Below are 19,139 nucleotides of genomic sequence, written 5' to 3' on the forward strand. Positions count from 1 at the left end.
CCCACGGTTGCCACGCTGTTGCTGTCTGTACAACCTGATGGGAGCGGCCAGTGACTTTCGGTGAGCAGCCGGCGTACCTGCGCGTCGCGGGTGATCTCCGCAAGAAGATCGTCGACGGTTCACTGCCGCCCCACACCCGGCTCCCCTCGCAGGCCCGCATCCGCGAGGAGTACGGCGTCTCGGACACCGTCGCCCTGGAGGCCCGCAAGGTCCTGATGGCCGAGGGTCTGGTCGAGGGCCGCTCCGGCTCGGGCACGTATGTGCGCGAACGGCCCGTGCCGCGCCGGGTGTCCCGCTCCGGCTACCGCCCCAGCGGCGGCGCCACCCCCTTCCGGCAGGAGCAGGCCGACGCCGCGGTGCGCGGCACCTGGGAGTCCAGCAGCCGGCAGGCCGAGGCCGGTGCCGCGATCGCCGAGCGGCTCGGGATCGAGATCGGCGAGCGGGTCATGCGCACCAAGTACCTGTTCCGTGAGGCCGGTGAGCCGATGATGCTCTCCACCTCCTGGGAGCCCCTCGCCGTCACCGGCCGCACCCCGGTGATGCTGCCCGAGGAGGGGCCGCTGGGCGGGATGGGCGTGGTCGAGCGCATGCGGGCCATCGACGTGATCGTGGACAACGTCACCGAGGAGGTCGGCGCGCGCCCCGGCCTCGCCGAGGAACTGCATCTGCTCGGGGGCGTCCCCGGCCATGTCGTCCTGGTCGTCCAGCGCACGTACTACGCCTCCGGGCGCCCCGTGGAGACCGCGGACGTGGTCATTCCGGCGGACCGGTACCGGGTGGCGTATCACCTGCCGGTGCGGTGAGGGTCGTACATCACCCGTCGGTCGCGGAGTGACCTAGCGCACATCGCGGGCTCGCGCGGGAGGCGGATGCGCCGGGGGTGGGGGTCCCAGGGTTGCTTAACCGATGCCGTGATCCGGGTGTTTTCGCAGGTGGGCGTCGGTTCCGGTGGAATGCTTCCGGTTGTCTCGCCCAGGGCGCATTCGTTCTTGTGCGCCCCCGCCGGTCTGCCGGGTTGCGTACCTCTTTGTGAAAAGGCGTATTCGCTGAGTGAAGGTTGGGCGTACGCTCGGGCATATGCGTATTGCGGTTTCCTTGGGCGGGGCCCGGCAAGGGCCCGGGACGGGATGGGGGTCCCGTGATGCCGGAAAGGGTGAAGGGCGCGATGGGGGCGGAGCGGACCATGAGTGAGGGCACGGCTTCCCTGCCCTGGATCGTCATACGGCAGGACGACAACGGCAATCAGTACCGTGTCGGCCGGTACGCGACCCAGGCCGAGGCGCAGAAGATCGCCGACAGCTTCGAGGATCCGGGGAACAAGCGGCTCTACGTGGTCGAGCGTCTCGGGCAGAACGGAGACGGCGGCCGCGGCTGACCGGCCCCGTTCGGAGCCTCCCGTAGGCTCCGCTCCATGACGCCCACGACGCCCATGACACCCATGACGGGACGGACCGTGGTGGTCGGCGCCGCCCTGCTCGACGGCGGCCGCCTGCTCGCCGCACGCCGTAGCGCGCCCGCCGACCTGGCCGGACGCTGGGAGCTGCCCGGTGGCAAGGTCGAGCGCGGGGAGCGGCCCGAGGACGCCCTGGTGCGCGAACTGCGCGAGGAACTCGGCGTCGACGCCGAGACGGTGGAGCGCGTACCCGGCCAGTGGCCCCTGCGGGATCCGTACGTCCTGTGGGTGTGGACCGTCCGGCTGCGCCCCGGCTCACCCGCGCCCCGCGCCCTCCAGGACCACGACGAGCTGCGCTGGCTGACCCCGGCGCAACTGTGGGACGTGCCATGGCTGGAGCAGGATGTGCCGGCGGTACGGGAGGTCGGGGAGCGGATGGGGACGGGCGCGCGCTGAGGCGGGCACTGCGATCCGCGTTCCCTGAAGGCCGCGTGCCGGTCGGCTGACGCGGGTGACTTACGACCGGCTGCGTTACGGCCGGATGTCTGGCGGTCGGCTGTCCGGCGGTTCCCTGTCGCAGCCGTACGGTCGGCAATCGCGCGGTGGGCAGGTCGCGCGGTCGGAAGTCGTACGGCGCCTGTCCTCCGTACGCGGCCCGCCCGGTGCCGTCGCCGATGTCGCCGCCCGATGCCGCTGTCCGATGCTGCTGTCCGGCCCCGCCGTCACGGCCCGGGTAGGCCGTTCGACCCACACCCCGACGGTCCGGGCGGTATTGGCCATCACTTATCGGGTATGGGCCCATTAACCCCACGAAACCGGACGGCTCGCGGCCTGGGAAGTGATCGGCGTGATCGACACCGATGGCGACTGCGCCGAGTGGACCTTTCCCGCGGAACCGGGCGCCGTGCGCAGCGCCCGGACCGCGGTCCGCGGCCAGTTGCACGGCTGGGACCTCGACTGCGTCGCCGACCTCGCCGCGCTGCTGGTGAGCGAACTGGTCACCAACTCGCTGCGCTACGCCACCGGCCCCATCGGCGTACGGCTCGTACGGCCGGTCGGCGCCGACGACTCCCTGTTGGTGGAGGTGTCCGACCCGCTCCCCGATCCGCCGCGGGAGCGGGTCGCCCGGCCCGAGGACGAGAGCGGGCGCGGACTCCAGCTGCTCGCGGGGTCCTCACGCCGCTGGGGCACCCGGCCCGGCGCGAGCGGAAAGACCGTCTGGTTCGAGCTGGCCGTACCGGGATGACGGTGCCGGGGGCGCATCGGGGTGGCGCGGGGGTGCCCGGGGTGAGGCAGGGGCGCCCGAGGGGGCGGAGAGGGTGTACATCGACCGCCGTACGGTCCACCGTGTGACCCCGGCTCGCGGACGGGTGCGGAGTGTGTGGTTCGAGGCCGTGTTCCCTGGTTAGAAGAGTGGAAGTGTTGTCGCGGAGCGGTCCGAAAAACGTCTGGACCGAGCTGTGATCGTGAACACCGTGTCGCGCGGCGCCGTAGTACTGGATACTGCGGGCAGCCGCCCCCGGTGACCGGTGCCGGGCGCGGTGAGCTGGAGGGGACGGTTCGCGTGAGCGAGATACCAGCGAAGGCCACGGAGTCCGAGGACCCGTCGGACGGCGCGAGGGACCAGACCGCCGCGGGTGCGGCGGCGACCGGTGGCGCCCTGTGGCAGAGCAGTCCGCCCGGCTCCATGTACGACTACATAAAGGTGGCCTCTTTCTCCATCGGCCCCGGCGGCCTGGTGGACCAGTGGAGCCTGCGCGCCGAGCAGCTGTTCGGCATTCCGGCCGCGCGCGCCGTCGGGATGGATCCCATCGAGGCGTTCATCGACCCCGACCTGCGGGAACAGGGCCAGCGCAAGATGGCGGAGATACTCGACGGGCGTGAGTGGACCGGGGTCGTGCCCTTCCGGCTGCCGGATCCGCCGGAGGGCGGGCGCGGCGCGGACGGTCTGGCCGAGGTCTATGTGATGCCGACCCGGACCGCGGAGGGCGAGAAGGCCGCCGTCTGCATCGTCGTGGACGTCCGCACCCTGCGCAGGATCGAGACCGATCTCGCCGCGTCCCAGGCGATATTCGGACAATCCCCCTTCGGTTTCCTGCTGCTCGACTTCGACCTGCGGGTACGGCGCGTCAACCAGCGGTTCGCCAATGTCTTCGGCGGCAGCCCGGACGACCACCGGGGCAAGGGCGTGTTCGACTATCTGCCGCGCGGCGAGGCCGAGCGGGTCTCGGCGACGCTGCGGCGGGTGCTGGAGAGCGGCGACCCCATCACCGACATGCATGTCACCGGTCATGTCCCGGGGTCCGAGGAGCGCCGGCACTGGTCGGTCAACCTCTACCGCGTGCACAGCGGCAGCGGCCGGCCGATCGGCGTGGCCTGGCTCGCCACCGATGTCACCTCCCGCCGCGCCGCCGCCCGCGAGGCCGCCGCGGCCCGGCGCAATCTGGCGCTGCTCAACGAGGCCGGGGCGCGCATCGGCAACTCGCTCGATCTGGAGACCACGGCGCGTGAACTCCTCGACGTCGTCGTCCCCGGCTTCTGCGACCTCGCGACCGTCGACCTCTACCAGGGGCTGCTGACCGGCGACGAGACTCCGCCCGGGATGGCCGACGGCAGTGCGGAGTTGCGCCGGGTCGCCATCGCCAGCGCGGTCGCGGACGCCCCCGTGGGCCGGGTCACCGAGACCGTCAAGGTCGGCGCCGTACACCACTTCCCCTTCAACTCCCCCTGTGCGGACGCCCTGCGCACCGCGCGGCCGCGGGCGGTGCCGGCCGAGGAGGGGAGCCTGGTGCAGTCCACGCTCGCGGTGCCGATGGTCGCGCACGACACGGTGGTGGGGCTCGTACGGTTCGCGCGGACCAAGGGCAGCGAGCCGTTCGGGGAGCGGGACCGGGACCTCGCGGTGGAACTGGCCGCGCGCGCCGCGGTCTGCATGGACAACGCGCGGCTGTACCGCCGGGAGCACGAGCGGGCGTTGATCCTCCAGCGCTCGCTGCTGCCGCCGGGCGACCCGGAGGCGTCCGGCCTGGACATCGCCTGCCGCTATCTGCCCGGCAACGCGGCGACCGAGGTCGGCGGCGACTGGTTCGACGTCATCGAACTGCCCGGCCACCGTACGGCGTTGGTGGTGGGCGATGTGATGGGGCGCGGGCTGCGGGCGGCCGTCGCGATGGGCGAACTGCGGACGGCTGTACGGACGTTGGCGCTGCTCGATCTCGAACCCGCCGAGGTGCTCTCCGCGTTGGACGAGATCGCGCGGGGGCTCGGCACGCCGGGGGGTGTGCAGCAGGCGACGCGTACGGCGCGCCAGCCCAGGGACGCGGATCTGTCGGAGGTGTACCTCGCGACGTGTGTGTACGCCGTGTACGACTCGGTGACCCGGCGATGTACGTTCGCCAACGCGGGCCATCTGCCGCCGGTGCTGGTCGAACCGGGTGAGCCCGCGCTGATGCTGGACGTGCCGCCCGGGATGCCGCTCGGGGTGGGGGGCGAGCCCTTCGAGGAGGTGGAGGTCGAGCTGCCCGAGGGCGCGTTGCTCGCGCTGTACACGGACGGCCTGGTGGAGTCCCGGGACCATCCGCTGGACGAGGGGCTGCACGCGCTCGTCGGCGCGCTCACCGATCCGGCGCGGCCGCTGGAGGATGTCTGCGACCACGTCCTCAACACCCTCGACACGCATCATGGCGAGGACGACATCGCGCTGCTGATGGCCCGGGTGCAGGGGCTGCCGGCGGACTCCGTCGGCGACTGGACGCTGCCGCGGGAGCCGCGGAGCGTGGGGCGGGCGCGGGAGCATGCCCGTACGCAGTTGCTGGACTGGGGCCTTGAGGCGCTGGTCGACACGACGGAGTTGCTGGTCAGTGAGCTGGTGACGAACGCGCTGCGGTACGGCGAGGGGGAGATCAGGCTACGGCTGCTGCTGGACCGGACCCTGGTGTGCGAGGTGTGGGACGGCGGGCTCGTGCAGCCCCGGCGTCGGCGGGCCCGGGACACGGACGAGGGCGGGCGGGGGCTGCAGCTGGTGCAGTTGCTCAGCGCGGCGTGGGGGTCGCGGCGGACGCCCCGGGGGAAGACGGTGTGGTTCGAACTGCCGCTGCCGGGTGCGGAGGCGGTCCTCACCGACCCGGCGGAGGCCCTGCTCAGCCTGTTCTGACGGCTCCTCCACCCAACCACCTGCCACCCACCCACCCGCCTCGGTCGGCCGGGCGGACCGTCTCCGACCGTCTCCCGGCACTCCGCCACCTGGCGTCACCCAGGCGTGCGCATATGTCTTCGCCCCCGTGTCCCCGGCCCCCCGAACGCGGCCGGGGGTCCGCCGTCGGGGTCTTCGGCGAGGAGGATGCCGCCGAGGACCGCGCCGGGGAGGCCGGTCGTGGTGGTGTCGGGGTAGGGGGTGCCGTGGGCGCGGACATCGCGTTCGGCGAGGCCGCGGGCCTCGCGGGCGGCGGTGTCGGCCTCGAAGGCGGTACGGGTGCCGGTGGCGCCGGTGGTCAGCGCCCGTGCCGCCTCCGACAGCAGGGCGCGGGCCTCCGGGCCGACGGCGCCGCGGTGCACCGTGACGAAGTCGTCGGCCGAGTCCAGCGAGGTGCGGGCGACGAGGAGCGCCGCCGTGTCCAGGACGCCCGAGCGGCCCACGTCCAGGCGGTCCACGGCACGGGTGATCCGGCGCAGGGCGTCCAGCGGGTCGTACGGGAGGGCGCCGGTCAACTCCTCCCGTACGGCGGCCAGTACGCCGTCCGCGTGGGCCAGCCGGGCGTTCAGCTCGCCGGTGGCCAGGGAGGTGCGGGAACGTCCGTGCCGGGCCGCCGCCAGCTCGGCCTCCGCGCCGGTCAGGGCGGCCGGTACCAGCGCGGCGGCCTCCCGCAGCCGGGCGGCGAGCCGTTCGACGCCGGTCACCAGGATCTCGGCCTGGGCCACGGCGCCCTCGGCGGCGCGCAGGTTCCGGGCCGTGCCGTCGCCGTCGGCGGCGTCGATCGACCTGCGGGCCGCGTTGAGGTGGGCGGTGGCGAACAGCAGCCGGTCCTTGGCCTGTTCGACCGAGCCGGTGACGGGGTCGGTGGCCGAGGGCGCGTACCGCTCCCGGGACGCCGCCAGGGTCGCGTGGGCGGCCACCGTCCGTGCCGCCAGCACCCGGAACCTGCCCTCCGCCACGTCCAGTGCCGCGCCGGCGCCCGGTCCCTCCAGTCCGCGTATCTGGTCCAGTGCCGCGGCCTCCGCGTCCAGCCGCCGCCCCGCCTCCGCGCACCGCCCGACCACCCCGACCAGCGCCTGCCGCCGCGCCGCCGCTTCTCCGGGCAACCCCTGTTCGTACCTCCGCCATATCGCGAACGCCGCCACCAACTCGGCTTCGGCGCCGCGCAGGGCATGGACGAAGGCCGCGGTCGCCGATTCCGCCTCGATCTCGGCGGTGGCCCGAAGCTGGGCCCCGGTCTCCTGCGGGGGGTGCCCGTGGGCGCCCCCGGTCGGCTCTGCCCGGGGTGCCGCCGCCGCTCCCGCTCCGGCACCCGCCCCCGCTCCGGCCGCCGCCCGCGCGTCCGCCTCCGTCTCGGATTCCCGCCGAGTCCGCCGGTCGGCGTCGGTCCCCGCCTCGGATCGTGCCTCGGGCGTCCCCGCCTTTGCCTCTGCGGCTGCCTCGCCCTCGAACCCCCCGTGTGCCGCCTCCGCTCCGGACACGGCACCCGTGTCGGCCGCCGCCGTCCCCGTCGCCGGTATCGCTCCGGTCCGCGTCCCGTCCTCCGTTTGCGGCCCTGCCTCGGCCTTCGCCTCCCACTCCTCCCGGGCCCACCCCCCGGCCTCACCCCTCGAACCCACCCCGCCCTTCCCCACCCCGAATCTCTCCCGTACGAAGCCCAGTTCCTCGCGGCTCGTCCGTACGCAGTCGTCGGCCAGCACCAGCGCGATCCGGGCCTGGCGTTCGGCGTCGGCGACCGTGGGGGGTGCCGGACGTCCCGGCAGGGTCGTCCCCGGTGTCGTACGAGTCCGGGTGCGGCGGACGCGGCGCAGGTAGCCGTAGGCCGCCAGTACCGCCGCCGCGGCCACGGCGATGAGCGGGAGCACGTAGTCCGCCGCGGAGGTGGTGCCGCCCTGCCCCGGCGCCGCCGCGTCGGCCAGCGTTCCGGGGGAGGCGGCGGGAACCGTACGACGCGTGGCCACCGTCATCAACGGCAACATCAGCCACCCGGCCCCCACCAGGGCACCCAGCACGGCATGCGTCACCCGCACCCGTATGTGCGCCTTGGCACGCCGGGGGCGGCCCCGGAACAGGGAGGACGTCACATTTCGGAGCGTATGGGGGAGTAGGCCGCACCGCGAGCGGGGCGGATACGGGTGGGGGACCAGGCGGACAGGGGGACGGAATGGACGCGGAAACCGGGCCGGGGAAGGGGCCGGGGACGGATCCGGGGCCGGAGCCCGCGGGCACCGAACCGACCCCGACAGCGGCGACCACCCCCGAAAAGGGCACAGCCCCCGAGCCGGAAACCGACCCGACGTCCGTAAGCGATCCGACGTCCGTAAGCGATCCGGCGCCCGGAAGCGATCCCGCGCCTGAAACCGGCCCGGCCTCCACTTCCGGCCCGGCCTCCACTTCCGGCCCGGCCTCCACTTCCGGCCCGGCCCCTTCCTCCGGCCCGGCCTCCACCTCCGGCCCGACCCCCATCCCCACCCCCCGCCCCGGCGCCCCCTCCCACCACCCCCGTCGTCCCCTACGCCGCGCCCTCGCCGCCCTCTCCCTGGTCCTTCTCCTCCTCGTTCTCGCGCTCCTCACCGCCGAAGGCGCCCTCCGCGTCAACTATTCCGGTGAGCCCGCCCCCGGCACCCGCACCCGTGACCAGGACGCGCTCTGGCTCGGGCACGCCTGGGTGGACGGGCGGAAGAGCGAGGCGGATGTGCGGGAACTGGCGGGCCGGTTGCGGGGGACCGGGGTCAGGGATCTGTACGTGCACTCCGGGCCGCTGGAGGACGACGGGACGTTGCCCGACGCGGACTACCCCAAGGCGCGCTGGCTGATCGGCGCCCTGCACCGGGAACTGCCCGATGTCCGGGTGCAGGCCTGGCTGGGAGACGTGGTCGCGAGCGAGGGGCCCAAGGGGCTGCACCTGGAGCGCCCGGCGACCCGCTCCGCGATCCTCGCCTCCACCCGGCGGATCCTCGCCGCCGGCTTCCAGGGCGCCCACTTCGACCTGGAGCCCCTGCACTCCGGCGACCGCGACTACCTGACCCTCCTCGACGACCTGCACACCCTCACCCGCGCCCATCACGCGCTGCTCTCCGTCGCCGCCCACCAGATCGACCCCCTGCCGGGCTTCCACTCTTTCTGGGGCGCGACCACCGGACACCCCAAGTGGTGGTCGCAGGCGTACTTCGGGCAGGTGGCCCGCCGGGTGGACCAGATCGCCGTGATGTCGTACGACACCATGCAGCCGCTGCCGAGCCTGTACGGCGGTTACGTGGCCCAGCAGACCAGCCTCGCCCTGGAGGTGACCCCCGGGTCCACCCAGCTCCTGATGGGCCTGCCCTTCTACCACGAGAACCGGTTCGGGCACTGGGCCCGCGGGGAGATCGTCCCGGCCGCGGTACGGGGCGTACGCCTCGGACTGTCCCGTACCGACGCCCGCCGCGCCCGCTTCGGCGTCGCCCTGTACGTGGACTTCGCCGCGACGGACGCGGACTGGCGGGCCTACCGCGAGGGGTGGGTGGAGTGAGGGGCGACGGTCAGGGGGAACGCCGTCGCGCGATCTTCGCGCCCAGCCACACCAGTGGGTCGTACTTGCGGTCGACGGCCCGTTCCTTCAGCGGGATCAGGGCGTTGTCCGTGATCCGGATGCCCTCCGGGCAGACCTCGGTGCAGCACTTGGTGATGTTGCAGTAGCCGAGGCCGTGTTCCTCCTGCGCGGTGCGCTTGCGGTCGAGGCCGGACCGCTCGGCCGCGTCCAGCGGATGCATGTCCAGTTCCGCGACCCGCATCAGAAAGCGCGGGCCCGCGAACGCCCGTTTGTTCTCCTCGTGGTCGCGCACCGCATGGCAGGTGTCCTGGCACAGGAAGCACTCGATGCACTTGCGGAACTCCTGCGAGCGGTCCACGTCCTCCTGGAACATCCGGTACTCGCCGGGCGCCAGTTCCGGCGGCGGTACGAACGCCGGGATCCCGCGCGCCTTCTCGTAGTTGAAGCTCACGTCCGTCACCAGGTCGCGGATCACCGGGAAGGCGCGCAGCGGGGTGATCGTGACGGTCTCCGCGCGGTCGAAGACCGACATCCGGGTCATGCACATCAGCCGGGGGCGGCCGTTGATCTCCGCCGAGCACGAACCGCACTTGCCCGCCTTGCAGTTCCAGCGCACCGCGAGATCCGGGGCCTGGGTCGCCTGGAGCCGGTGGACGATGTCGAGAACCACCTCGCCCTCGTTGACCTCGACCGTGAAGTCCCGCAGCTCGCCGTCCTGTTCGTCGCCCCGCCACACCCTGAAGCGGGCCTCGTAGCCGCTCATGCGGACAGCCCCCCTTCCAGCTCCTCGTCGGTGAGGTACTTGGCCAACTCCTCCTTGTCGAACAGGTCGAGCAGATCGGGGCGGATGGGAGGCGTGGTCTCGCGGGTCAGGCGGATCCGGCCGGTGGCCGAATCGGTCAGTGTGCAGAGCAGGTTGACGTTGCGCCACGCCCGTTCCATCGCCGGGCAGTCCTCCCGCGTATGGCCGCCGCGTGACTCCGTGCGCTCCCGCGCCGCCCGTGCCACGCACTCGCTGACCAGCAGCATGTTCCGCAGGTCCAGGGCGAGATGCCAGCCGGGATTGAACTGCCGGTGCCCCTCGACGCCCGCCCGGCCCGCGCGCTCGCGCAGCTCCGCGAGCCTGGTCAGGGCCTGCTCCATCTCGCCCGCGCGGCGGATGATGCCGACCAGGTCGTTCATGGTCTGCTGGAGTTCCTGGTGCAGGGTGTACGGGTTCTCCGGGCCGCCACCACCCGCCTCGACAGGCCCGCCCGCCTCGACAGCCCCGCCCGCCTCGACCACCCCGGCCGCCTCCGCAGCCCCGGTCGCCCCGCGTTCCGCCCCGAGGGCGAACGGACGCAGCGCCTCCGCCGAGGCCGCGTCGATCTGGTCGTCGTCCACGGGTGGCCGCTCCCGTGCGAGGGAGCGCGCGTACTCGGCCGCGTGCCATCCCGCGCGCCGCCCGAACACCAGCAGATCGGAGAGGGAGTTGCCGCCGAGCCGGTTGGAGCCGTGCATGCCGCCCGCCACCTCGCCGGCCGCGTACAGCCCCGGCACCCCGCGGGCCGCCGCCGTGTCGGAGTCGACGGCGACACCGCCCATCACGTAGTGGCAGGTCGGCCCGACCTCCATCGGCTCGGCCGTGATGTCGACGTCCGCCAGCTCCTTGAACTGGTGGTACATGGAAGGCAGCCGGCGCCGGATCACCTCCGCCGGCATCCGGGTGGAGACGTCCAGGAAGACGCCGCCGTGCGGGGAGCCGCGGCCCGCCTTCACCTCGGCGTTGATGGCGCGGGCGACCTCGTCGCGGGGGAGCAGTTCGGGCGGGCGGCGGTGGTGCTCGGGATCGTCGTACCAGCCGTCGGCCTCCTGCTCCGACTCGGCGTACTTCTCCTTGAACACGTCCGGCACGTAGTCGAACATGAACCGCCTGCCCTCGGAGTTGCGCAGCACCCCGCCGTCGCCGCGCACCGACTCGGTGACGAGGATGCCCTTGACCGACGGCGGCCAGACCATGCCCGTCGGGTGGAACTGCACGAACTCCATGTTCAGCAGCGGCGCCCCGGCGAGCAGGGCCAGCGCGTGGCCGTCGCCGGTGTACTCCCAGGAGTTGGACGTCACCTTGAAGGACTTGCCGATGCCGCCGGTCGCGAGGACCACGGCGGGGGCCCGCAGGACGAAGAAGCGGCCGGTCTCGCGGTCGTACGCGAAGACTCCCGAGACGCGTGAGCCGTCCTTCAGCACCCGGGTGACGGTGCACTCCTGGAAGATCTTCAGGTCGGACTCGTGGTCCCCGGTCCTGGCGTGGTCCTCCTGCTGCAGGGCGACGATCCGCTGCTGGAGGGTGCGGATCAGTTCGAGGCCGGTGCGGTCGCCGACATGGGCGAGGCGCGGGTACTCATGGCCGCCGAAGTTGCGCTGGGAGATCCGGCCGTCCTTCGTGCGGTCGAACAGCGCGCCCCAGGTCTCCAGTTCCCACACCCGCCGCGGCGCCTCCTGGGCGTGCAGCTCGGCCATCCGCCACTGGTTGAGGAACTTGCCGCCGCGCAGGGTGTCGCGGAAGTGCGTCTGCCAGGTGTCGTGCTCGTTGGCGTTGGCCATCGCCGCCGCGATGCCGCCCTCGGCCATCACCGTGTGCGCCTTGCCGAACAGGGACTTGCAGATCACCGCCGTACGGGCGCCCCGCTCACGCGCCTCGATCGCGGCCCGCAGCCCGGCGCCCCCGGCCCCGACCACGACGACGTCCCACTCCTGGCGGTCCACCACGGGCATCAGAAGAACCTCGGATCGTCGAAGACACCGGACGCGAGCAGATAGACGTAGAGGTCGGCGACCGCCACGCCGAGCAGCGACGCCCACGCCAGCTGCATGTGCCGGGCGTTGAGCCGCCCCACGAAGCGCCAGGCCCGGTAGCGCACCGGGTGCCGGGAGAAGTGCTTGAGCTGGCCGCCGACGATGTGCCGGCAGGAGTGGCAGGAGAGGGTGTACGCCCAGATCAGCGCGATGTTGGCCAGGAAGACCAGGGTGCCCAGGCCCATGTGGCCCCACCGGTGGTGCTCGTCGCGGAAGGTCAGGGCGGTGTCGTAGGTCAGCACGCCCGCGACGAGCAGGGCGGCGTAGAAGAAGTAGCGGTGGAGGTTCTGGAGGATCAGCGGGAAGCGGGTCTCGCCCGAGTACGTCCGGTGCGGTTCGGCGACCGCGCAGGCGGGCGGGGAGGCCCAGAAGCCGCGGTAGTACGCCTTGCGGTAGTAGTAGCAGGTCAGCCGGAAGCCCAGCGGGAAGACCAGGATGATGACGGCGGGGGAGATGCCCCACCAGCTCCCGAAGAGGTCCGCGTTGGGACCGCCGCGCATGGACTGGCAGTTGTGCGCCAGGCAGGGTGAGTAGAACGGCGAGACGTACGGCGACGCGTAGTAGTCGGCGTTCGCGAAGGCCCGCCAGGTCGAGTAGACGACGAAGGCCAGCAGACCGGCCGCCGTGCCGGCGGGCGCCAGCCACCAGCGGTCGGTCCGTAAGTGTGCGGCGGCGATCGCGGCGCGCCCGGGGGCACGCACGCCGCCGCCGTCGGGTCGATGTTCCGTACCAGTGGCCAAGACAGCACTCCGCTCGGCTCGGGGAACAGGGGCGTATCAGGGGGCGTGCCGGTCACGGGCGCCCAGGCCCTCGTCGTCCGAGTCCGTCCACAGGCTGATGTCGTACGGCGTGTCGGAGATGGTGACGAGGTCGGGCCGGGTGGCCGAGCCCTTGGTGGCGGCCGCCTCGCGCAGCAGCGCCACGCTCTCGCGCAGATGGTCGGCGTCCAGCCGGGCCCGGCGCATCTCCAGGCCGCCGCCGAGCTGCCGTTCCAGCCGGCCCAGCGACCGCCGCAGCTCGTCGAGGCTGCGCTGGACCATGGTCAGGTCGTCGTGCACGGACATGATGTGCCCTCACTTCCGCGGATGCTGCGGGCCTTGGGCGGCTTTGCTCATGCGCCTGAGAGTGTCGCGCGTCACACCTGGTGCTGTGAAGGCATCTGCATCGATTGGACAGGCGTACGGGCGCTCGTCCCGGTGTGTTTGCGCCGCACGGGTGGGCTTGCCGGCCGTCGCCGCCGTGTCGCTCGTGGTCGGCGGATCCTTTCCTCTTCAGTAGCCGCATAGATCTGATCAGCTCCAAATACCGCCAAACGTGATCATATCGCTCGCGGCTTCCCGGAGGTAGCAGAGATGTCCCAGCACGGCGTCGGCCTGCGCGCGGTCCTGCGCTCGGCCGCCTTCCTCACCACGGGCGCTCTCGCGGCAGCGCTGCTCACGGGTTGCGGCTCGGACGACGACGTGGCCAAGCCCCTCGCCGCGCAGGACATCGATCTGGTCGCCCGCAGTCAGGTGGCCGACGGCGGCACCCTGAAATGGGCCGTGGACGACCTCCCGGAGACGCTGAACACCTACCAGGCGGACGCCGACACCGGGACCACCCGCGTCGCCCAGGCCACGCTGCCCGCCATGTTCCGGATGGACGCCACCGGCCGCCCGGTCGTCAACCCCGCCTACCTGGAGTCCGCCAAGGTCATCGAGACCGAGCCGCGCCAGGTGGTGCTGTACAAGCTGAACCAGCAGGCGGTGTGGAGCGACGGCCGGGAGATCGGCGCCGCCGACTTCGTCGCCCAGTGGCGGGCCCTGTCCGGCAAGGACAGCGCCTACTGGACCGCGCGCAACGCCGGGTACGACCGCATCGAGAAGATCGAGCGCGGCGCCAACGACCTCCAGGTCCGGGTCACCTTCTCCCGCCCCTACGCCGACTGGAAGTCGCTGTTCTCGCCGCTGTACCCGAAGGACGTCATGGGCACCCCGGACGCCTTCAACGACGGCGCCCGCCGCAAGCTGGCCATCAGCGCGGGCCCCTTCAAGGTGGACAAGGTCGACACCATCGCCCAGGACATCGTCCTCACCCGCAACCCCCGCTGGTGGGGCAGGCCGGCCAAGCTGAACCAGATCGTGCTGCACACCGTGCCCCACGACAAGCGGGTCGGCGCGCTCGCCGACGGCACCGCGGACCTCGCCGACCTCGACCCGGCCGACGCCGAGCGGATCGGGCTCGCCGCTACCGGCAAGGGCGGCTCCTCCCCGCTCCAGGGCGGTGGCCGGACGTCCCTTTCGACGCTGCGCTCCTGGGCGCGCGCCCACGGGCTCGACTCCGCCGACGTCAAGGCGGGCCGCACCGAGCTGGCCAAGGCGATCAGCGAGTACCTCGACCAGCAGACGGCCCTGAAGGCCTACGGCGTCCGCAAGTCCCTGGAGCCCGCCTACACCCAGCTCGCCCTCAACGGCGCCTCCGGACCGCTCACCGACGAGCGGGTCCGCCGGGCCGTCGCGCGCGCCCTGGACCGCAAGGAGATCGCCCGCCTGGTGCTCACCCCGCTGGGCCTGCCCGCCGTACCGGTGGGCAGCCATCTCGCGCTGTCCGGGCAGCCCGCGTACGCCGACGACAGCGGGGCGCTCGGCGCGCAGGACACCAAGGCGGCGCAGGCGCTGCTCGCGGACGCCGGGTGGGTGGCCGGCGGACCGGTCAAGGAGGAGAAGAAGGGGCAGAAGGCGGCCGGGCCCGAGAGCGGCCAGGACAAGCAGGAGGAGAAGTCGGACGGCGGCCACGACGGCGAGTACGTCGTCGGCGAGGACAACAAGGGCGACGCCGGTGGCAAGCACCTCGCGGAGGAGGGCCGGCACGGGGGAGCGGCGGGCGCCTACGCGCCCAAGGGCACGGCGGCGCCGGCCGGGGCCAGGACCGGTCCGCTCGCCAAGGACGGCAAGGCGCTCACCCTGCGTTTCGTGCTGCCGTCCGGGCCGGGCTCGGACACGCTGAACACCGTCGCCACCCGGATCTCCGCGATGCTGGACCGGCTCGGGATCGTCACGACGATCACCAAGGTGTCCGACGAGAGCTACTTCAAGGACCACATCGCCGCGGGTGACTTCGATCTCGCGCTGTACTCCTGGCCGTCCTCCGCCTTCCCCGCGACCGACGCCCGGCCGATCTACGCCAAGCCGCTGCCCGGCGCGGACGGCTCGGTGAACGTCGAGCAGAACTACACCCGGATCGGCACCGACCAGGTCGACCAGCTCTTCGAACAGGCGGCGACGACGCTGGACGAGGACGAGGCGAAGTCCCTGATCCGGCAGGCCGACAGCCGCATCTGGGCCGCCGCCGGATCGATCCCGCTCTACCAGCGCCCGCAGCTGGTGGGGGCGCGGAAGGACCTGGTCAACGCGGGGGCGTTCGGCTTCCAGACACCGGTGTACGAGGACATGGGATTCCTGAAGAAGGGGGCCAGGGTTTCGGCGAGTCCGTCCCAGGGCTGAGGGGGCCGAGAGGCCCTGCGGAGGCCGACCCGCCCAGGGCCACGTACCATGGGGTGAGGCCGTGGCGTGTCAAGCCCGGCAGGCCCGCGTCACACGGACGTACGCAGCAGGGCCTTCTCACCACTTCGGGAGTACGCCGCACTATGGCCACGCGCCACGACATCCGCAACGTTGCCATCGTCGCTCACGTCGACCATGGCAAGACCACCATCGTCGACGGCATGCTGAAGCAGGCCGGCGCGTTCGCCGCTCACCAGCTCGACCAGGTCGACGACCGAGTCATGGACTCGAACGACCTGGAGCGTGAGAAGGGCATCACGATCCTCGCCAAGAACACGGCGGTGAAGTACCACCCCAAGGACGGCGGGGAGGTCATCACCATCAACATCATCGACACCCCCGGCCACGCCGACTTCGGTGGTGAGGTCGAGCGCGGTCTGTCGATGGTCGACGGCGTGGTGCTGCTGGTGGACGCCTCCGAGGGCCCCCTGCCGCAGACCCGGTTCGTGCTGCGCAAGGCGCTCCAGCAGCGGCTGCCCGTCATCCTGTGCATCAACAAGACGGACCGCCCGGACGCCCGCATCGACGAGGTCGTCAACGAGACGTACGACCTCTTCCTCGACCTGGACGCGGACGAGGAGCAGATCGAGTTCCCGATCGTCTACGCCTGCGGCCGTGACGGCGTCGCCTCGCTGACCAAGCCCGAGGACGGCACCGTCCCGGCCGACAGCGACAGCCTGGAGCCGTTCTTCTCCACGATCCTGCAGCACATCCCGGCCCCGACGTACGAGGACGACGCGCCGCTCCAGGCCCATGTCACCAACCTCGACGCCGACAACTTCCTCGGCCGTATCGCGCTGCTCCGCGTCGAGCAGGGCGAGCTGCGCAAGGGCCAGACCGTGGCCTGGATCAAGCGCGACGGCTCCATCAGCAACGTGCGCATCACCGAGCTGATGATGACCGAGGCCCTCACCCGCAAGCCCGCCGAGGTGGCCGGCCCCGGTGACATCTGCGCCGTCGCCGGTATCCCGGAGATCATGATCGGCGAGACCCTGGCCGACCCGGAGAACCCGATCGCGCTGCCGCTGATCACGGTGGACGAGCCGGCGATCTCCATGGTCATCGGCACCAACACCTCACCGCTGGTCGGCCGCGGCGGCACCGGCAAGGGCGCCGACGCGAAGGCGGCCGTCAAGGACCGCAAGGTCACCGCCCGCCAGGTCAAGGACCGCCTCGACCGCGAGCTGATCGGTAACGTCTCGCTGCGCGTCCTGGACACCGAGCGCCCCGACGCCTGGGAGGTGCAGGGCCGCGGTGAGCTGGCGCTGGCCATCCTGGTCGAGCAGATGCGCCGCGAGGGCTACGAGCTGACCGTCGGCAAGCCCCAGGTCGTCACCCGGGAGATCGACGGCAAGGTCCACGAGCCGGTCGAGCGCATGACGATCGACGTGCCCGAGGAGCACATGGGTGCCGTCACCCAGCTCATGGGCGTCCGCAAGGGCCGCATGGACAACATGTCGAACCACGGCTCCGGCTGGGTGCGCATGGAGTTCGTGGTCCCCTCGCGCGGTCTGATCGGTTTCCGTACCGAGTTCCTGACCCAGACCCGCGGTACCGGCATCGGCCACTCCATCCACGAGGGCCACGAGCCCTGGTTCGGCACCCTCACGACCCGTAACAACGGTTCGCTGGTGGCCGACCGCTCCGGTTCCGTCACCGCGTTCGCGATGACGAACCTCCAGGAGCGCGGCGTGCTCTTCGTGGACCCGGGCACCGAGGTGTACGAGGGCATGATCGTCGGTGAGAACTCGCGCGCCGACGACATGGACGTGAACATCACCAAGGAGAAGAAGCTCACGAACATGCGGTCCTCGTCGGCCGACTCGTTCGAGGCGATCGTTCCGCCGCGCAAGCTGTCGCTGGAGCAGTCGCTGGAGTTCTGCCGCGACGACGAGTGCGTCGAGGTGACCCCGGAGGCCGTTCGCATCCGCAAGGTGAACCTCGACCAGCGTGAGCGCGCCCGCGCCGCGAGCCGCGCCAAGCACGGCTGATCCAGGGCCACTTGAACCCGGGTTCCCCCATGGTGGGGGGACCCGGGTTTTTTGCAACCCGTTTTTCAGTGGTGCATGTCCGACATGCGGAGATCGTTGCCCGATACCCATGTAACAAGTCCGTTTCGCGCCTTCTTCGGGCAGACGCTTTGTCCAGATTTTGAAAGATCTGGGCGGCAGCTGTGACTGAATCGAGATCTACGGGCAGTGGTCGGCCGTTCCGCCCATGGCAGATAGTTAGCCGCGTAGCGCTCGGGTCAATGGGTCACGCGCTGTGGGGACAGTTGCGTCGACTCACGAGCACCAAGGGGTGCCTGAGCCTCCGTCAGGGGTGTCGGAGGCTAGGCCAAAAACCCCTCCCGTAGGTGAACGCGTGCAGTCGTGAGGAGGAACACCCATGCGCGGTGTCGTAAGCAGCAGGCGGATCGGTTCTTCGCTTCCCGTCGTGTGACCAGGTCTTTGAACTACGCGCGTCCGCCTGTGGGTTCGCGCGTCCTCGGAGTACCCGGACACCATTCACACTCATACCTGTGAAACGGACGAACCGTGACAAGTCCTATCGATATGGGGGGCGGCGGAACCGCGGTCGTCTCCGGCGAACCAGGGCCGAAGGCGACGGGCGGGACCGCGCTGACGGGCCGGTCCCCCGGCCGGCTGATGTGGACGCGCTTCAAGCGTGACCGCACCGGAGTGATATCGGCCTACGTGGTGGGCTTCTTCTTCCTGATCGGCCTGCTCGCGCCGCTGATCTCGAAGGTGTACGGCAAGAACCCGTACACGGTCTACGCGGACGAACGCCCGGACCTCTTCGACAGCGCCGGTGTGCCGGTGCAGCCCAACGGCGGCATCAGCGGTCAGTTCTGGTTCGGGCTCGAACCCGGCAACGGCTACGACGTCTTCACCAAGCTCATCTACGGCATCCGCACCTCGCTGATGATCTCGGTCGCCGTCACCGTCGCGGTCGTCGTCACCGGCATCCTGCTCGGGGTCGCGGCCGGCTATCTCGGCGGCAGGACCGACTACTTCATCGGCCGGGTCATCGACTTCCTGCTCGCCTTCCCCGCGCAGCTGTTCTTCATCGCGAGCATGCCGGTCGTGGTCTCCCTGTTCGTCAGCCCGCGCGACGAGACACCGACCTATGTCCGGGTGCTCGCGCTCATCCTCGTCCAGTGGTTCCTCGGCTGGATGGGCCTCGGCCGCATCCTGCGCGGCACCGCACTCGCCCTGCGCGAGCGGGAGTTCATCGAGGCGGCCAAGGTCAGCGGGGCCTCGCCCTGGCGGATCATCCGCAAGGAGATCCTGCCGAACATCGTCACCCCGCTGCTGGTGCAGTCGACGTATCTGCTGCCCAACTTCGTGACCGCCGAGGCGGGTCTGTCGTACCTGGGCGTGGGCATCGTCGAACCGACGCCGGACTGGGGGCAGATGTTCTCCAAGGCGTCCACCGAGCTGGTGATGCAGAACGACATCACCTACATGTTCTTCCCGGGCATCTCGATGATCATCTTCGTCGTCGCCTTCAATCTGCTCGGCGACTCGGTCCGCGACGCGTTCGACCCCAAGACCGCGCGCTGACCCCACCGCCGAAGCCGCCGACGGGAGACGGGCCCGGTCGGCAACTCCTTCGCACCGCACGGCACTTCAGCACACCTCG

General features: G+C 71.5%; 14 protein-coding genes. 9 read left to right on the forward strand and 5 right to left on the reverse strand.

All coding sequences use genetic code 11. From position 1 onward, the window contains the following. Positions 1–50: 50 nt before the first annotated feature. The 5 genes from AB0N90_RS04015 to AB0N90_RS04035 all read left to right on the forward strand — a co-directional run bounded on the left by AB0N90_RS04015 (position 51) and on the right by AB0N90_RS04035 (position 5,546). A complete protein-coding gene (locus AB0N90_RS04015; RefSeq protein ID WP_128791519.1) occupies positions 51–803 on the forward strand; it encodes a GntR family transcriptional regulator in 753 nt (250 codons plus the stop codon). Between the two features lie 380 nt (positions 804–1,183). Beyond that, the gene (locus AB0N90_RS04020) at positions 1,184–1,375 is read left to right on the forward strand and encodes an SPOR domain-containing protein (protein ID WP_361675003.1); all 192 of its coding nucleotides are present in this window, start codon (positions 1,184–1,186) and stop codon (positions 1,373–1,375) included. Positions 1,376–1,438: 63 nt separating this feature from the next. Next, complete coding sequence (locus tag AB0N90_RS04025; protein WP_365193570.1) at positions 1,439–1,849, forward strand: (deoxy)nucleoside triphosphate pyrophosphohydrolase; 411 nt, start codon at positions 1,439–1,441, stop codon at positions 1,847–1,849. A gap of 382 nt (positions 1,850–2,231) precedes the next feature. Further along, a complete protein-coding gene (locus AB0N90_RS04030; protein ID WP_037661696.1) occupies positions 2,232–2,639 on the forward strand; it encodes an ATP-binding protein in 408 nt (135 codons plus the stop codon). 318 nt (positions 2,640–2,957) lie between these two features. Beyond that, positions 2,958–5,546, forward strand: coding sequence for a SpoIIE family protein phosphatase (locus tag AB0N90_RS04035; RefSeq protein WP_365192864.1), 2,589 nt, complete (start codon positions 2,958–2,960; stop codon positions 5,544–5,546). A 95-nt stretch (positions 5,547–5,641) separates the two neighbouring features. On the opposite strand, the gene AB0N90_RS04040 is transcribed toward AB0N90_RS04035, so the two are convergent. Continuing rightward, complete coding sequence (locus tag AB0N90_RS04040) at positions 5,642–7,669, reverse strand: hypothetical protein (RefSeq protein ID WP_365192866.1); 2,028 nt, start codon at positions 7,667–7,669, stop codon at positions 5,642–5,644. 80 nt (positions 7,670–7,749) lie between these two features. On the opposite strand from AB0N90_RS04040, the gene AB0N90_RS04045 reads away from it, so the two are divergent. Continuing rightward, a complete protein-coding gene (locus AB0N90_RS04045; protein ID WP_365192867.1) occupies positions 7,750–9,096 on the forward strand; it encodes a hypothetical protein in 1,347 nt (448 codons plus the stop codon). 10 nt (positions 9,097–9,106) lie between these two features. On the opposite strand, the gene AB0N90_RS04050 is transcribed toward AB0N90_RS04045, so the two are convergent. Genes AB0N90_RS04050 through AB0N90_RS04065 form a run of 4 tightly spaced genes read right to left on the reverse strand, consistent with a single transcriptional unit; the run spans position 9,107 to position 13,016 of the window. Beyond that, on the reverse strand, positions 9,107–9,880 hold the full coding sequence (locus tag AB0N90_RS04050) for a succinate dehydrogenase/fumarate reductase iron-sulfur subunit (RefSeq protein WP_365192869.1): 774 nt from the start codon (positions 9,878–9,880) through the stop codon (positions 9,107–9,109). After that, complete coding sequence (locus tag AB0N90_RS04055) at positions 9,877–11,871, reverse strand: fumarate reductase/succinate dehydrogenase flavoprotein subunit (RefSeq protein WP_365192871.1); 1,995 nt, start codon at positions 11,869–11,871, stop codon at positions 9,877–9,879. The genes AB0N90_RS04050 and AB0N90_RS04055 overlap by 4 nt, the downstream gene beginning before the upstream one ends. Continuing rightward, a complete protein-coding gene (locus AB0N90_RS04060; RefSeq protein WP_365192873.1) occupies positions 11,871–12,692 on the reverse strand; it encodes a hypothetical protein in 822 nt (273 codons plus the stop codon). The genes AB0N90_RS04055 and AB0N90_RS04060 overlap by 1 nt, the downstream gene beginning before the upstream one ends. 36 nt (positions 12,693–12,728) lie before the next feature. After that, complete coding sequence (locus AB0N90_RS04065; protein ID WP_365192875.1) at positions 12,729–13,016, reverse strand: hypothetical protein; 288 nt, start codon at positions 13,014–13,016, stop codon at positions 12,729–12,731. A 288-nt stretch (positions 13,017–13,304) separates the two neighbouring features. On the opposite strand from AB0N90_RS04065, the gene AB0N90_RS04070 reads away from it, so the two are divergent. The 3 genes from AB0N90_RS04070 (at position 13,305) to AB0N90_RS04080 (ending at position 19,060) form a co-directional block, all read left to right on the forward strand. Beyond that, on the forward strand, positions 13,305–15,434 hold the full coding sequence (locus tag AB0N90_RS04070; RefSeq protein WP_365192877.1) for an ABC transporter family substrate-binding protein: 2,130 nt from the start codon (positions 13,305–13,307) through the stop codon (positions 15,432–15,434). 143 nt (positions 15,435–15,577) lie between these two features. Then, positions 15,578–17,485, forward strand: coding sequence for a translational GTPase TypA (typA, locus tag AB0N90_RS04075; RefSeq protein WP_361674986.1), 1,908 nt, complete (start codon positions 15,578–15,580; stop codon positions 17,483–17,485). Positions 17,486–18,031: 546 nt separating this feature from the next. Further along, the gene (locus AB0N90_RS04080) at positions 18,032–19,060 is read left to right on the forward strand and encodes an ABC transporter permease (RefSeq protein ID WP_365192879.1); all 1,029 of its coding nucleotides are present in this window, start codon (positions 18,032–18,034) and stop codon (positions 19,058–19,060) included. Positions 19,061–19,139: the final 79 nt, after the last annotated feature.

Source organism: Streptomyces sp. NPDC093018 (assembly GCF_040684035.1).
Classification (GTDB): domain Bacteria; phylum Actinomycetota; class Actinomycetes; order Streptomycetales; family Streptomycetaceae; genus Streptomyces; species Streptomyces murinus.